The sequence below is a fragment of the Parasedimentitalea nitratireducens genome (genome assembly GCF_057444295.1).
In genome coordinates, this window is record NZ_JBYAXC010000007.1 from 178,885 (window position 1) to 194,620 (window position 15,736).

Below are 15,736 nucleotides of genomic sequence, written 5' to 3' on the forward strand. Positions count from 1 at the left end.
AGCCACCAACACAAATGCGTTGGTGGCTATGAATTTGAGACGGGTCAGATGATCGCGCCGCGTACCTTGGCAGAGACCCATTCGCTGACCACCACGGCCAACAGGATCACCAGCAGGATCAAGCTGACCTGCGGCCAAGCCAGAGTATCAAGCGAACCCTTGAGCTGCAGTCCGATCCCCCCAGCACCAACAAGCCCCAGAACCGTGGATTCACGCAGGTTGATATCCCAACGGAACACTGCAATTCCGGCGAATGCAGGCATGATCTGCGGTACAATCCCGTAAGCCATAACCTGCCAACGGCTGGCGCCTGTTGCCGTGATTGCCTCGACCTGGGTCTCGTCAATCTCTTCAATCGCCTCGTACAGCAATTTCGCACAGAACCCGATAGAACGGATCGAGATAGCGATCAGTCCGGCAAACACGCCGGGACCAAGTATTTTGACCAGCAGCAGTGCCCAAATCAGCGAGTTGATCGAACGGCTGGAAACGATGATCAGCAGCGCAATGGGGCGCACAAATAGAGCCGAAGGGGTGGTATTGCGCGCAGCCATAAAGGCCACAGGCACCGCCATCAGCAGGGCAAGAACCGTCCCCAAAGTGGCAATGTTCAACGTATCCCACAAGGGTTCCCACAACTTGTCCATATAGGACCAGCGCGGAGGCACCGCACGGCCACCGATGTCAGCGGCGATACGCGGAGCATCCCAGAAGAACGCCCAGGTTGTTGCGTCGGAGATCTGTTGCCAGCTCCACATGAAAACAGCGGTTCCAAGCATCCAGACCGCCCAGATTACCAACTGTTTATTACGGTCACGCCGCTGCCAGACCTTTTGGCCATCAATTGTAGAAACAGCCATTACTGAACCCTCGCGCGGATAATGCCAGACAGATACTCAAGCGCCATAACAGTGACGATGATCATCAAGAGAATTGCCGCTGCGGTATCAAATTCATAACGGTCAAAGGCCGTATTCAGTGTTGCACCAATACCTCCAGCGCCAACAATACCCAAGACTGCGCTTTCGCGGAAATTGATATCGAGACGGTAGATCGACAAACCGATCAGACGTGGAACAACCTGCGGATGGACACCATAGACATAGCGTTGCAACCAGGTTGCCCCGGTTGAGCGAACAGCTTCGGCCTGCACCCTGTCCATGTCTTCGATCTCTTCGGCCAACAGCTTTGACAAAAAGCCGATGGTGGCAAAACTGAGCGTCAGGAAACCAGCCAACGGTCCAAAGCCAAAGATAGCCACCAACAAGATGGCCACCACGATCTCGTTCAGCGCCCGTGAAATCGCAATAATTGAGCGACACACCAGATAGACTGGCAGGATCGAGATGTTACGCGCTGCCCCCAAGCCAATAGGAATGGAAATGGCGATACCAACCACGGTAGAAGCAAGCGCCATCACCGCGCTTTCGATCATGCCGTCCTTGATTTCACCGGCACGTGAGACAAAATCCGGATAGGCAAAAGCCAGAACAAACTGCCAGCCGCGATCCAGCCCGCGATAAACCCGTGTCCAGTTTACGTCGATCGAATAAATCGCCAGGATCAGGTAGATCACCGAACCGATGAGCAACGCCCAGCGCAACCCGCCAGAAGTAATAAGGGGAGGTTTTTTCCACGGCTTTCCCAGCCGTTCATCAAGTGCAGCGCTCATTATGCAGCGTCCACTTCATCGTCGTCGTCAACTTTCTGGATGGTCTCTGACCAGTCCTCGTCGCCATAAATCGTAGTCAGAACATCCTCGGTCAGATCGGCAGGCGATCCATCAAACACCATTGTGCCCAGCTTGAGCCCAACAATGCGCGACACAAACATCTGCGCCAGAGCCACATCGTGAATGTTCACAATGGCCGCCAACTCACGCTCTTCACACAGCTCGACAATCAACCGCATGATCTGGCGCGAAGTTTTCGGATCGAGTGACGCGGTTGGTTCATCCACCAGCAAGACTGAAGGGTTCTGGATCAGCGCCCGGCAAATACCTACTCGCTGGCGCTGTCCGCCCGACAATTCATCAGCGCGTTTATCGGCCATTTCGACCAAGCCTACCCGGTCTAGCAGACGAAAGGCTTCGTCCACGTCACTTTGCGGGTACTTACGCAGAAAGCTGCGCCAGAAGCCGACATAACCCAGCCGCCCGGACAACACGTTCTCCATCACGGTCAAACGTTCGACCAAGGCATATTCTTGAAAAATCATCCCCATGCGGCGGCGTTCCTTGCGCAAGCCGCCTAGTCCCAAGCTGGTGAGTTCAACACCATCAAGTGTCACCGTTCCCGACGTCGGTTCGACCAAACGGTTGATGCAGCGGATCATGGTGGACTTGCCTGCACCTGACGGACCAATCAGTGCCAGCACCTGCCCCTTGGGGACTTCCAAATCGACAGCGTTCAACGCCTTGTCGCCGGTTTTGTAGATTTTTGTTAGTTTTTCTAGACGCAGCATTGAAGCCTCGTGGAACGCAAAAAAGGCGTACGCCCCGATATCCGGGGCGTACCAAAATCAGTTTAGATCAAGGATCAGTTGCAAGCGTAGCTTACGCCGTTTGCAGTGTCGATTTTACGAATGACGTCCCAGAACTCTTTGTAGTTCATCTGCAGGAACTGGCCTTCATTGGACTTTTCAAACTCTTCCTGCAACGCAGTACCGTCCCACTCAAAGCTAAAGAACGCGTCCTGGATCTGCGCCTGCAACTCGGGTGTCAGGTTATGGGCGGTCCCAAAACCAGTGGTTGGGAATGTTTGCGATTTGTAGATCGAAACCACATCGTCTGCCTTCAACTCACCACGGCTGATCATCCGGTGCAGAACCGAGTTGGCAATCGAAGCTGCCATATAGTCCTGGTTGGCCACACCCATGATTGAGTTGTCGTGCTTGCCTGAGTAAACCGGCTCGAAATCCCGATCCGGGATCAAATCATAATCGCCCTTCAGGATAGCACTAGGCGCCTTGAACCCAGAGTTCGAAGTCGGCGAGGTAAAGGCCAGCTGTCCACCCTTGATGTCCTCAACTTTTTCGATGCCCGAACCCGGATATGTGAGGATCTCCATTTCATAGCCAAAGTTACCGTCGAGTGAGGCCATGATGGTGAATGGACGAAAACCCGCACAGTTCACCGCCAGCGGGTTGGAACCGGTATTGAAGCCAGCAATGTGCAAACGGCCGGAACGCATGGCCTCAATCTGTGCAGCGTTGGACTGCACTGGGAAGAACTGGACCTTTTTGCCAGTTTTTGCCGCCAAGTGATCCATGAATTCGGCCCAAACCGACACATAAACAGCGGGATCTTCTACCGGTGTATAAGTGAAAATCAGTGTATCCGGGTCGACCAGCTCGCTGGCATCTGTAGGAATATCCGCAACCAGATCCCCATCAACGTCGCAGAACCGGTCATCCAGGGTGCCGCGTTCGCATTCTGCCGCAGCGGCACCTGCGAGGGTCAGACTAGTGATAAATGCAGCAGTCGAAACCGCTTTGGTAAAAACACTCATTTCCTTCTCCCTTTGTTTTTTATTCAACAAAGCGTAGCGGCAAATACTCATGCATCAAGAAGTTTGTTGTTCTTGTGGACTTATCTCCTATTCAAACGTCAATTCTTGCAAAGAAACTGCTGCAAGAAACAGCGCTAACTTGCCAAACGGTCCTCGGCCAAAAAATTAGCACATTGCTGCTGCAGCCAAAAACCAAAGGTCTGTGCGTTTACGTCATTCTTCATTTTGGGTGGGTAAACGAAGAAATATCCATCTTCAAATCTCCGGCGACCGCCAAACGGGATGACAAGGTCGTCGGCCTCAATCTCGCTCTGAACAACCAGGTCGGACATCAATGCAATGCCAATCCCATTGGTCGCCGCACCAATAGCATGAGAGTGGAATTCAAACTTGGGACCACTGGTTGCCTTTGCGCTTTCAACGCCCAACTCAGAAAACCAATTCTTCCAAAGAATCGGTCGCGTTGTGTGCTGAATCAGCGGAAATTCTAACAGTTCTTTGACGTTTTTTACCTTCGCACTTTCCAGCAGAGAAGGTGCGTAAACGGGAACGACATAGTCGCTCATGAGCGGTTGCAAATGAACATAAGGCCAGTTGCTATCCCCAAGATAAACCGCAACATCGATAGGCTCACTATCAAAATCAAAACGTTTTATTTTGAACACTAGGTTCAGATCGATGTGCTGGTGTTTGGTGATAAAATCATTCAGTCTTGGTATCAACCAGCGTGACGCAAGGGTTGGTGGCACAGCTACTGTGAGTAACCCAGGCTCGTTACCCTTGGAGTTAAAACGTGTCGTAACGGCCTCTAGCTCGCTCAAGATCCTTGCCATACCGAATGGCAGCCAGATCAGGGATCAACTGCCTATTTTCACGCCTAAAAAGTGGCTTCCCAAGCGAATCCTCCAGCGAAATGATCCGACGACTGACAGCACTTCGTGTCATATTCAGCTTTTCCGCCGCGCGTGTCACACTGCCGTGACGGAAAACAGCCTCAAAGCAAGCAAGTGATTTGTTGGTGGCAGAGTTCTGCGCATGTTCCATCCCATCATTCTAATTTGGAATGACAATCCGGGAAAACTGAATTATGCAAACCTCCGCTCCAGACATAGGCTTGATGCATGAACCACCCGCTTTCGGAAAGTGAGGGGTAACAGAGGGAGGCACCGTGGAGCCAATTCGTCAGCCAAAGCGGGCATGCACCAGATGATCGAAGTTGAAAATCTGAGCAAGCACTATGCCCTGTCACGCTCGGTCAAAAACGCACTGCGTGGTCGACCAGGAAAATTGCTGCGCGCAGTAGATGGAGTGAGCTTCCCGATCACCGCTGGCGAAGTTGTCGGTCTGGTTGGGGAAAGCGGCTGCGGAAAATCCACGCTCGCGCGACTGCTTGTTGGTCTTGAACCTCCAACCTTGGGTTCAGCTCAATTTGGCGGCGTCAGTGCCCAGACATTGCAGCAACAAGACCGCCGCGCATTCCATCGGCGCGTTCAGATGGTGTTTCAAGATCCCTACGGCTCGTTGAACCCTCAACATCGGATTGGCGAAATTATTGTCCGCCCAATGCTCTATCAAAAAATGCGGCTGACAGCAGCCGAGCGCCAGGGACTGGTTATCTCTGCGCTAGAAGAAGCGGGGCTTTCCCCGGCTTCGGACTATCTGCACAAGTTCCCCCACCAACTTAGCGGCGGACAGCGCCAACGGGTCTGCATTGCCCGCGCCATTGTTCTAGGCCCCGAACTTTTGGTAGCCGATGAGCCGATTTCGATGCTGGATGTGTCAATCGAGTGGGGCATCGTCCAGCTGTTGAAAAAGCTGGTGCGTGACCGGAATTTGGCGATGGTCTACATCACCCACGACCTGTCATCTGCCGCCGCGGTCTGTGACCGACTGTCTGTCATGTATCTTGGGCAGATTGTTGAGACGGGCCCGACCCAAGAGGTCATTTCAAACCCGCAACACCCCTATACACGCGCCCTTCTGGCTTCGACACCCGCCCTTGATCCCGATCTGAAACGCGAAGCCGCGCAGATCAGGGGCGCGATCCCCAACGCCAGCAATATGCCCAGCGGATGCCGGTTTCACCCGCGCTGCCCAGTGGCATTGCCCGACTGCGCACAACGCGCGCCTGAGAAGATCCACCAAGCCAGTCACCAAGTTAGCTGTCGGTTTGCGTTTGCTCAGGCCGAGCACCCGCCACTAGTCGAGGTCGCCCAGTGAGTACATTTTGGTTCCGCCGCCTGTGGCAGTCTGCTTTGACGCTGTTCACCATGTTGACCCTGATGTTTTTCATGTTCCGCATGTTGCCCGGCGACCCAACGGCCACGGTCATCAGCCCTGCGCTATACCCCAAAGCCCAAGAGCTGCTACGCATTCAATTCGGCTTGGATAAGCCACTGTGGCAGCAATATTTCACATACCTCGGCAATCTGTCAGTGCTGGATTTCGGCCTGTCGTTCCACACTGGTCGCCCTGTTGCAGATGAAATTGGCAGTCGCCTGCTGAATACCATCCTGTTGGTCTTCCCCTCGATGATTGCCGCTTATGCATTGGGATCGTGGGTGGGCGCGATTGTTGGCTGGAACCGGGGCTCCAAACTCGAAACCATATTGGTATTCCTGTCGACCGCCTTGCAATCTGCGCCGGTGTTCTGGCTGTCTATGCTGTCGACCCTGTATTTTTCAATCCAGCTCGATCTGTTTCCCATCGGCCTTATTGTCTCGCCGGGCATGTTCCCCGACGAAAACTGGCGGATGTATTTGTCGCTGGATTTCCTGCACCACTTGGCGCTGCCGTTTTTGGTCAACACTCTGTACCAGTTCTGCTTCCCCTTCCTGCTAATGCGGTCCAGCATTCTAGCCCCTATCGGCGAGGACTACATAGAACTGGCCCGGATGAAAGGCCTGTCCGAGCGTGAAATCCTCTATCGCCATGCCATGCGCAATTCGCTGCTGCCGCTGGCAACAACACTGCCGATGACATTGGGGGGGCTGTCGCTGGATCTGTGGTCATCGAAACCGTTTTCTCGTGGCCAAGTCTGGGTCTCTTGATGGTCGAGGCGGTTGGACGCTCTGACCACCCGGTAGTTCAGGCTGCCTTCCTTCTGATTGCAGTGCTGACAGTGCCTGGCACCCTGCGGGCCGACCTTCTCTACACCCTGCTTGATCCGCGCATCGTCAATGAGTGAGCGAAACAGATGAACATTCTCAAGACCTTTTTGACGATCTCCTGGAAGTCCACCAGCGGCCGCATCAGTATCCTGATCTTTGGCTTTTGCTTTCTACTAGCGCTCGTTGGACCATGCATCGCATCTTATAGCCCTAATGAGCGCTGCTGTGATGCCGCGGGGAAACTGCTCCGGCTTGACCCGCCTTCGTTGGATCACAAGCTGGGAACCAGCAGTATTAAGCCGCGATATCCTGAGTCAAATGCTGTTCGGAGCCCGCACCGCAATGTTGGTAGGACTACTAACAGCCCTGGGCATTGGTGGCCTATGTGGTCAACACCACCGCATTTAACAAAGAAAACGTTCGCATCGACGATTACCAAAGCACACCCGAAGGCCTGCGGTCGGTCTGGAACCAGTTGAACATCGAACCACTGAGCGACGACAAGATTGTTCGCCTGGGCTGGACCATTGATCAGGACAGCTGGAAGCCCCTGTCGTTCAAAACACTTGAAGATCTCGGTCGCCTTGGTTTGGTCTATGACCGGCTGGTTGTCACCAGCCCATCGGGCAAACCCGAAATGTGGGCCGCAGAATCACTGGAAGCCGTGAATGAAACCACATTTGAAGTTTCCCTTCGCGAGGGCCTAACCTTTAACGACGGTGAGGTGCTGACCCCAGAGGACGTTAAATTTACCTTCGGCTACCTCGTTGGAGTCAGCATCGACGGTCAGAAGATCCGCTTTGAACTGGCAACACCTTCAGCACCATTTGTGTCTGGTGCCTTGGGGCAAATCCCAATCCTGCCAGAGTACATCTGTTCCAACATCCTCGAGGAAACCGGCTTTGAGAAGCCTCAGGACAACCACAACACAACTATTGTTGGCAACGGCCCATACAGCCTGAAGCACAGGAAAGAAGGGCGCGAGATTTATTTCGAACGCAATGAAAACCACTTCATGGAGCCAAAGGCCGACCTTCTGATGGTCCAGTTTGGATCAGCAGAAATCCTGTCTGCATCGCTAACCAAAGGCGACATCGACATCACCCTGCAGCCTTTGGTCCCAACAGTTATTGAAGAGTTCAAAACCTACGAGCAACTGGAATTGGTACAGGCCCAGTCAAAAGGCTACATGTCGGCATGCTACAACATGAACAACGAGCTGTTTGGGCATAAAGCGGTTCGACAGGCTTTGTCACACGCCATTCCGTTTGAGGCCATTATCGAAGAAGTTTTGGGCGGCGATGCAGAGCCAACGCCGTCTTCGATCGTTCCTTCAACTGCGTTTTGGGGCAATCCAGATCCTGAAGTTCCAGCTTATAATTTGGACAATGCACGTCAGATCCTTTCAAGCGCAGGATTCACTTGGGACGCGGACGACCGACTGCATTTCCCAAAATAGCTCCACTCCAAAAACAAAGAGGGCCATTTTGGGCCCCGTTAACTACACACAAGCTATCAGTCTAAATGATTACGATTCCTATTTCGCTTTGCCCTGGCACTTTGAATAAGAGCAACATCAATCACTTTAGGACTTTAGTTCAGGTTCACTATCTTCAAGTAATCGGCCCAGCTCATCCTTGTAGGACTTAAGGCTGCTTAGCAAAGCATCTGGATCTCCCACTTCAGGTTGGTTTGAAATCTGCGCTTCAAACTCCTGCAGCTTGGGTTCCGCCCGCGCGACAAGGTCTTGCCCTTGCTCGGTAGAGACAACAATTCGACTTCGCTTGTCCCCTTCATTCTCAACCCTGGATATGTGTCCGTATTCTTCAAGTCGCGCCAACCCGTTGCTGACATGCGATTTTTTAATACCACTTTCTTCGCAGATATCTTGCGCCCTACAAGATTGAAGTGAAACGACCGCTCGCAGAATACGCCAATCCTGCCAATTCAATCCGGTTTCACGGAGCACCGCTTTTGAATAAAGCATCATAATTTTTTGAGAGAGCGAATAGATTGCGGCAAAGATCATTTCGCCGGATGTCATTCCATTCAGTTTCTGATCCATTTGGCTTCACCAGCTATCATATACATTTTGGTTACATGGGTAACTTGACAAAAATACAACCATCGCGCAACTCTATAACAAAAAAGGGGCGGAAATTGCTCTATTATTCAAGGAGGGAAAATATGCGTAAAGTATTATTGGGGGCCATGTGTGCCGGATCTGTGTTGCTGTCAGCCGCCACGATTCAGGCTGAAACGGTGATTAGGGTCACACTGCAGTTGCCCAAGACTCATTCTCTGGGGCAGAACTGGTTGGATTTCAAAGAACTGATCGAAGAGAAATCCGGCGGAGAGCTTTCACTCCAACTGTTTGACTCAGCCCAGCTGTTTAAGGACAAAGAAGTGCCCGAAGCGGTCGGAACTGGCGCTGTCGAGGCTGGGACAGCCTTCCTGGGCCGTTTCACTGGCGCCGTACCCGCAGTTGATGTCGTTGCAATTCCCTTTATTTTTGAAGACGAAGCTCATTTGCGTTCCGCAGTGGCATCAGGATCCGAGCTGCGGACCGGGCTTGATGCAGAAATTCTAAAAGAAACAAACGCCAAAGTGCTGTGGTGGCAGGCTTTTGGCCGTAATATCTATTTGTCCAATGACAAGGCGATCCGCGTTCCCGCAGATATGGCAAACCAAAAAGTTCGGACCTATGGCAAAGTACATGGCTGGACCGTCGAAGCACTTGGCGGCGCACCTACCCTTATGTCTGGCTCCAAACAGTTTCTGGCCTACCAGCAGGGTGCAGTGGATGTAGGCATGACTGGGGCTTCTGCTGTGCGGTCGCGCAAGCTCTACGAAGTCATGGATAACCTGACTTTGTCCTATGACAGCGCGATTGAATTTGTGGCTGTGATCAACAATGACTTCTTTGAAGGCCTGTCAGAAGAACATCAAAAGATTGTTCTGGAGTCAGCAGCAATTGTTGAGGCCAAACTTCGTGATGCTATCTACGCCCAGGAAGCTGAGGCCGTTACCGAAGTGAGCAGCAAGATGAACGTTGTCGAACTAACCGAAGCTGAGCGTGCCGAGTGGATCTCGGCCACCGCAGGTGTTGTTGACCGTTTTGTTGCCGAGACGGCTGATGCCGGAGCTGCAGCCGTAGCCGCAGTTCGCGCAGCCGCAAACTAAGCAAGACAAGCAAATCAGGTCGCGGTCGCCCTTTGGTGGCCGCGATTTTGTGAGATGTGTGGGGAAATATGGCGTCGACACTACAAACATATGTCCGAACGATGGATGTCGTATCGGAAATCACCGGCAAGATCGCGGCGTGGATGTTTTTCTTCACCGGCGTCATTGTTACATTCGAGGTGTTCATGCGCTATGTCCTGAATTCACCAACCATCTGGGTGGATGAAGTCAGCCGCATTTTTCAGGTCTGGGCGGCATATCTGGCCATCGCATATGTTTTGAAACACAAGGCCCACATCATTATTGATATCACCTTTCGCGACCCCAACTCGTTTAACCGTAAGGTGGCCGACACCTTTGCCATGTCAGTGATTATTTTCTTTTGTCTGATCACGGTGAAATACGGGATTGATATCTGGTGGAAATCCACCGTCTCTGGCCACACCACCGATAGCTATCTAGCCGTTCCCAAAGTCTTTATCCAATCAGCAATTTGGGTTGGCTTTGGCGTGATGGCCCTTCAGTCCATGGCTGAGGTTATCAAAATCTGGACTTGGGATCCTGACGACCTGCCCAAGCAAACACTGGTACACTAACATGGAAACTATTCTTATTCTCGGAAGCCTGATTGGGCTGCTGCTGTTGCGTGTGCCTGTGGCTTTTGCGATGGGTGCGTTGGGCGCAACCCTGCTCTGGATCAAAGGGCTCCCGCTGATTGCAGTTCCGCAACGCCTGTTTGGCACGATGGACAGTTTTGAATTGTTGGCAGTACCTCTGTTTTTGCTGATGTCCAACGTGCTGCTTAAGGGCGGCGTAGGCCGTGACCTGTTTGCCAGCGTGCAGGCCTGGGTGGGTCATTGGCCTGGCGGCTTGGGCGTTGCCACCATCATGAGCTGCACCTTGTTTTCAGCTATTTCCGGTTCATCCGTTGCAACTGCAGCCACTATCGGCACTGTCGCTATCCCCGAGATGAAACAACGCGGATATGACGAACCATTCATTTTGGGTCAGCTTGCTGCTGGGGGCACCCTAGGGATCCTGATCCCGCCATCTATTCCTCTGATTATTTACGGTGTAATTACAGAGACCTCGATCCCAACCCTGTTTTTGGCAGGCATCGGGCCGGGCCTGCTGATGGCCAGCGTCTTTATCGTCTACGCGATGATCTACAGCCGCATGGGCGCCGCGGCCCCCATAGCCAAGGCAAGCTGGAGCGAGCGTGCAAAAGCCACGGTTTATGCATTGCCGACAGTTGTTCTTGCGCTTGCAATCATCGGGTCTATCTATGCCGGCATCGCAACCCCATCGGAAAGTGCTGGTGTGGGCTTTGTGATTGCCATTGTGATGACGTTTCTGATGGGTCGGATGAACTGGATCAAACTGAAAGGCGCGGTCGAGGACTCACTAAAAACCACCGCTATGATTTTCATCATCGTGGCCGGGGCTAAGGTTTTCTCATATGCGATAACCCTTTATCTGATACCTCAGACCATTAGCGGTTATCTGATCAACAACATCACTGACCCAACCATGTTCATTCTTGCGGTTGGCATAGTCCTCTTGATAATTGGCTTTTTCCTAGAATCCCTATCGATGATGCTAATCATGGTGCCGGTGCTGTTCCCTGCCCTTCAGGCGATGAACATCGATCCGATCTGGTTTGGTATCTTCTTTGTTGTGCTGATCGAGGCCGCACTCATCACCCCACCGGTAGGTTTGAACCTTTTTGTCATTCAGGCGGTTGGCAAAGCTAGGCTTGAAAGTGTCGTCCAAGGCGCTTGGCCGTTTGCATTGATGATGCTGGGGATGGCTGCCTTGCTTTGGTTCTGGCAAGATCTCGCGCTCTATATTCCGTACCGGCTATTCTAGGGCTGCTTTTGCCAACATGAACCACCCAAGCACACTAAAAGGAAAGCGCATGAAACTAACGCCGCCAGACCAATTGCGCGCCCTGTTGCAGGATGAGCAGATCATTGTCATGCCCTGCTGTTTTGACCCGCTATCGGCCAAACTGATTGAGCAAGAGGGCTTCCCCCTTTCCTTTATGTCCGGTTTCGGGGCGTCTGCGGCCCGCCTTGGGATGCCGGATACAGGGCTGATGTCATACGGGGAAGTGATCGACCAAGGACGCAACATCTGCAATGCGGTCGATATTCCAGTGATTGGTGATGGCGACACCGGCTATGGCAATGCCTTGAATGTCAAACGCACGGTCCAGGGTTTTGCCCAAGCTGGCTTTGCAGCAGTGATGATCGAAGATCAGGTCGCGCCAAAACGATGTGGCCATACCGCAGGTAAAGCTGTTGTTGATCAGGAAGAAGCATTTGATCGCATTCGTGCAGCTGTGGATGCGCGAAACGAAGGCAATGACATTCTGATCCTTGCCAGAACAGATGCCCGTCACGATCACGGCCTTGATGAAGCCATAAGTCGTGCCCAAGTTTTTCACGAATTGGGCGCAGATATCCTATTTGTCGAAGCCCCGCGTGACCAAGACGAAATGCAGCGGATCTGCACCGAACTGCCAGGCCCCAAAATGGCCAATATGATTGAGGGCGGGCTTACCCCTAACCTCTCTCCTGCAGAGTTGCAGCATTTGGGATTTCAGATCGCAGCCTATCCCATCACCCTGATGGCCGCCGCAATGAAGGCAATGACTACGGTACTTGGCGAACTTAAATCTGACCGGGTAAGCCATGAGATCCTGATGCCATTTGATGAAGTTAAGACCCGTATCGGCTTTAATGACTATTTCAAAGCCGAACAACAATATCGCAATCAAAAACCGAGCTGATCGATTGATCTTAGGTGCTCGGCGAAGCACTGGCCCTCCCCGCCAATAGTCAATGAGCCGCCCCACATAGGTGGAGCGACTCATTAGTTTTATTCAATAAGGGGTTGTGCCCCCGAGGGCTTTAGAAGTGAGCCGACTTAGCGCCAGCAGGTTTTTCAACCGGTGGAGCGAACTTGGTCAGGTCAATGCCCGCAACCGCAGTCTTGTACTCTTCCATGCTTGGTGTCCGGCCCAGAATAGCCGACAGGACAACAACAGGGGTCGAGGCTAGCAGGGATTCACCCTTCTTCTCGGCGGTGTCTTCTACAACACGGCCCTGGAACAGACGGGTCGAGGTCGCTAGAACAGTGTCACCTTTGGCGGCTTTTTCCTGGTTACCCATGCAAAGGTTACAGCCAGGGCGTTCGAGGTACAGAATGTTCTCGTACTCGGTCCGCGCAGCACTCTTTGGCATGAAGTCGTCGAACTCAAAGCCCGAGTACTTCTGCAGGATTTCCCAGTCACCCTCGGCCTTCAGCTCATCGATGATGTTGTAGGTCGGAGATGCAACAACCAGCGGCGCGTTGAACTTAACCTCACCATTTTTCTTCTCGATGTTCTTCAGCATCTGAGCAACGATTTTGATATCGCCCTTGTGGACCATGCACGAACCAACAAAGCCCAGATCCACCTTCTTGGTCGCGCCGTAGAAAGACACAGGACGAATGGTATCGTGGGTGTAGCGCTTGGAGACGTCCGCGTTGTTCACATCCGGGTCGGCGATCATTGGTTCAACGATCTCGTCCAGATCAACAACAACCTCAGCAAAATACTTGGCGTTATCATCTGGTGTCAGAGCAGGATTTTCACCCGACTTGATTTCAGCGATGCGTGTATCGGCAATATCAATCAGCCCCTGCAAGGTGCCGGCTTCGTTTTCCATGCCCTTGTCGATCATGATCTGAATACGGCTCTTGGCGATCTCGAGCGATCCAACAAGCGTATCATCTTCGGAAATACAGATAGAGCCTTTTGCCTTCATCTCGGCAGTCCAGTCGGTGAAGGTGAACGCTTGGTCCGCCAGAAGCGTGCCGATGTGCACCTCAATGATCCGTCCCTGGAACACGTTGTCGCCAAACTGCTTCAGCATCTGCGCCTGGGTAGCGTGGACCACGTCACGGAAATCCATGTGATCCGCCATGGCGCCTTTAAAGGTCACTTTGACAGATTCGGGAACTGGCATGGTGGCTTCACCAGTTGCCAGTGCCAGCGCCACGGTGCCCGAGTCCGCACCAAAGGCAACGCCCTTGGACATACGGGTGTGGCTATCGCCGCCGATGATGATTGCCCAGTCATCCACAGTGATGTCGTTTAGCACCTTGTGAATCACGTCGGTCATCGCGTGATATTCACCCTTGGGGTCACGCGCGGTGATCAGTCCAAACTTGTTCATAAAGCTCATCAGACGCGGGATGTTGGCCTGCGCCTTAAGATCCCAAACCGAAGCAGTGTGACAACCCGACTGATACGCACCATCAACCGAAGGAGAGATGATAGTGGCCGCCATCGCTTCCAGCTCTTGCGAGGTCATCAGACCGGTGGTGTCCTGCGAACCAACGATGTTCACTTTCACACGAACGTCCGACCCGGCGTGTAGATCTGCATCTGACGATACACCACGGGCGTTTTTGTTAAAGATCTTCTCAACGGCGGTCAGGCCCTGACCCTCATGTGTAATCTCTTTCGCCGGGGCAAAAGCAGATTCCAGTTTCACACCCAAGGTCTCACAGGCAAATGTCTGCAGTTTCTTACCAAAGACGATGGCATAAGACCCACCAGCCTTCATGAACTCCATTTTTTGCGGTGTAAAAGAGCTGGCCATATCCACCAGTTCTTCGTCACCTGCATCATTATAAAGCTTCTTTTCTTTAGTGTTGATGGTCAGAACAGTACCGGTTTCCACCGAGTATTTCTGCTCTAGTACCGGGTTGCCATCGTTGTTCAGAATCGCGTTGCCGTCTTCATCAACTTTCTTGACCCAGTTCTTCAAATCAATGCCGATGCCGCCGGTCACTCCAACAGTGGTCAGGAAGATCGGCGAAATGCCATTGGTACCCGCAACAATCGGGGCGAAGTTCACAAATGGAACATAGGGGCTGGCCTGCTTACCGGTCCAAAGGGCGACGTTGTTGATGCCAGACATGCGCGATGAGCCAACACCCATGGTGCCTTTTTCCGCGATCAACATCACACGGGCCTCGGGGTGCTGCAGCTTCAACGCCTCAATTTCTTTTTGTGCCGTTTCGGAGATCAAACATTTACCGTGCAGCTCACGATCAGACCGCGAGTGCGCCTGATTACCAGGCGACAACAGGTCAGTAGAGATATCGCCTTCACCAGCAATGTAGGTGACAACTTTAACTTCTTCGTCGATGTCGGGAAGAGTGGTGAAAAACTCTGCTTTTGCATAGCTTTCCAGAATTTCCTTGGCCATGGCATTGCCCGCAGAATAAGCAGCGGTCAACCGATCTGTATCGGCTTCGTATAGGAAAACCTGGGTTTTCAGAACGTCAGCTGCTTGTTGTGCAATGGCGGCGTCATCCCCCAAAGAAAGATCAAGAAGCGCCTCAACCGAAGGTCCACCCTTCATGTGCGACAGCAGCTCAAATGCAAACTCAGGTGAAATTTCTTCGACAACAGAAGTGCCCAGAATGATCTCTTTCAGGAACCCAGCTTTTTCGCCAGCGGCGCTCGTCGTGCCCGGCAAAGTGTTGTAGATAAAGAACTTCAGCGAAGCTTCACGGTGTTCGTTGCCGGTCTCTTTAATCTGCGCGATGAGCTCCTTTACAAGTTCAGCACCATCAATGGGCTTGGGGTTCAGTCCCTGCTCTTTACGAGTGGCGATCTCATTTAGGTAGTCTGTATACAGGCTCATGACGAATCCAACAGTTAGGTGCGAGAAGATGTTCAAGCGCCGGGTCTCAGGCACCTCTGCCTAGCCGACGCTCAAGGGGTTGTATGCGGCAGTATACCAAGCGAACTTAGGTTGCAAGATGCCCAGGCTTGGCATCAGCAGTTTCATGCCACAGATCATGGCTGCCGACGAGCAGATAACAAACATGTCCTAACAGAGCTGCATCTTTTTGGATCCAAAACCTATC

14 protein-coding genes and 1 pseudogene are annotated in these 15,736 nt (G+C 52.5%); 7 read left to right on the top strand and 8 right to left on the bottom strand.

The features are described from left to right. Positions 1 to 44 precede the first annotated feature (44 nt). From phnE (AC2T28_RS18740) to AC2T28_RS18765, 6 genes are all read right to left on the bottom strand, one after another. The gene (gene phnE / locus AC2T28_RS18740) at positions 45 to 860 is read right to left on the bottom strand and encodes a phosphonate ABC transporter, permease protein PhnE (protein ID WP_486750173.1); all 816 of its coding nucleotides are present in this window, start codon (positions 858 to 860) and stop codon (positions 45 to 47) included. Next, on the bottom strand, positions 860 to 1,672 hold the full coding sequence (gene phnE / locus AC2T28_RS18745; RefSeq protein WP_486750174.1) for a phosphonate ABC transporter, permease protein PhnE: 813 nt from the start codon (positions 1,670 to 1,672) through the stop codon (positions 860 to 862). Before phnE (AC2T28_RS18745) ends, phnE (AC2T28_RS18740) begins: the two co-directional genes overlap by 1 nt. Further along, a complete protein-coding gene (phnC, locus tag AC2T28_RS18750) occupies positions 1,672 to 2,463 on the bottom strand; it encodes a phosphonate ABC transporter ATP-binding protein (protein ID WP_486750175.1) in 792 nt (263 codons plus the stop codon). Before phnC ends, phnE (AC2T28_RS18745) begins: the two co-directional genes overlap by 1 nt. 74 nt (positions 2,464 to 2,537) lie before the next feature. After that, on the bottom strand, positions 2,538 to 3,509 hold the full coding sequence (gene phnD / locus AC2T28_RS18755) for a phosphate/phosphite/phosphonate ABC transporter substrate-binding protein (protein ID WP_486750176.1): 972 nt from the start codon (positions 3,507 to 3,509) through the stop codon (positions 2,538 to 2,540). A gap of 134 nt (positions 3,510 to 3,643) precedes the next feature. Then, the gene (locus AC2T28_RS18760; RefSeq protein ID WP_486750177.1) at positions 3,644 to 4,330 is read right to left on the bottom strand and encodes a LysR substrate-binding domain-containing protein; all 687 of its coding nucleotides are present in this window, start codon (positions 4,328 to 4,330) and stop codon (positions 3,644 to 3,646) included. Further along, complete coding sequence (locus AC2T28_RS18765) at positions 4,296 to 4,553, bottom strand: helix-turn-helix domain-containing protein (protein WP_486750178.1); 258 nt, start codon at positions 4,551 to 4,553, stop codon at positions 4,296 to 4,298. The genes AC2T28_RS18760 and AC2T28_RS18765 overlap by 35 nt, the downstream gene beginning before the upstream one ends. Before the next feature lie 153 nt (positions 4,554 to 4,706). On the opposite strand from AC2T28_RS18765, the gene AC2T28_RS18770 reads away from it, so the two are divergent. The 3 genes and pseudogenes from AC2T28_RS18770 (at position 4,707) to AC2T28_RS18780 (ending at position 8,078) form a co-directional block, all read left to right on the top strand. Continuing rightward, positions 4,707 to 5,729 carry an oligopeptide/dipeptide ABC transporter ATP-binding protein gene (locus tag AC2T28_RS18770; protein ID WP_486750179.1) on the top strand — a complete coding sequence of 341 codons (1,023 nt, stop codon included), beginning with the start codon at positions 4,707 to 4,709 and terminating at the stop codon, positions 5,727 to 5,729. After that, a pseudogene (locus AC2T28_RS18775) lies at positions 5,726 to 6,696 on the top strand (ABC transporter permease). The gene AC2T28_RS18770 and the pseudogene AC2T28_RS18775 overlap by 4 nt, the downstream one beginning before the upstream one ends. Positions 6,697 to 7,004: 308 nt before the next feature. Further along, the gene (locus tag AC2T28_RS18780) at positions 7,005 to 8,078 is read left to right on the top strand and encodes an ABC transporter substrate-binding protein (RefSeq protein WP_486750180.1); all 1,074 of its coding nucleotides are present in this window, start codon (positions 7,005 to 7,007) and stop codon (positions 8,076 to 8,078) included. 126 nt (positions 8,079 to 8,204) lie between these two features. Here AC2T28_RS18780 and AC2T28_RS18785 read toward each other — a convergent pair whose 3' ends face one another. Then, a complete protein-coding gene (locus AC2T28_RS18785; RefSeq protein WP_486750181.1) occupies positions 8,205 to 8,684 on the bottom strand; it encodes a MarR family winged helix-turn-helix transcriptional regulator in 480 nt (159 codons plus the stop codon). Between the two features lie 122 nt (positions 8,685 to 8,806). On the opposite strand from AC2T28_RS18785, the gene dctP reads away from it, so the two are divergent. The 4 genes from dctP (at position 8,807) to AC2T28_RS18805 (ending at position 12,596) form a co-directional block, all read left to right on the top strand. After that, positions 8,807 to 9,802, top strand: coding sequence for a TRAP transporter substrate-binding protein DctP (dctP, locus tag AC2T28_RS18790; protein WP_486750182.1), 996 nt, complete (start codon positions 8,807 to 8,809; stop codon positions 9,800 to 9,802). A gap of 101 nt (positions 9,803 to 9,903) precedes the next feature. Beyond that, a complete protein-coding gene (locus AC2T28_RS18795) occupies positions 9,904 to 10,398 on the top strand; it encodes a TRAP transporter small permease (protein WP_486750183.1) in 495 nt (164 codons plus the stop codon). A gap of 1 nt (position 10,399) precedes the next feature. Next, positions 10,400 to 11,671, top strand: coding sequence for a TRAP transporter large permease (locus AC2T28_RS18800; RefSeq protein WP_486750184.1), 1,272 nt, complete (start codon positions 10,400 to 10,402; stop codon positions 11,669 to 11,671). 49 nt (positions 11,672 to 11,720) lie between these two features. After that, positions 11,721 to 12,596: an isocitrate lyase/PEP mutase family protein gene (locus AC2T28_RS18805; protein WP_486750185.1), complete on the top strand. Its 876-nt coding sequence runs from the start codon at positions 11,721 to 11,723 to the stop codon at positions 12,594 to 12,596. 121 nt (positions 12,597 to 12,717) lie between these two features. Here the strand turns inward: AC2T28_RS18805 and AC2T28_RS18810 are convergent, their stop codons facing one another. Beyond that, positions 12,718 to 15,510, bottom strand: coding sequence for a bifunctional aconitate hydratase 2/2-methylisocitrate dehydratase (locus AC2T28_RS18810; RefSeq protein WP_486750186.1), 2,793 nt, complete (start codon positions 15,508 to 15,510; stop codon positions 12,718 to 12,720). Positions 15,511 to 15,736 lie beyond the last annotated feature (226 nt).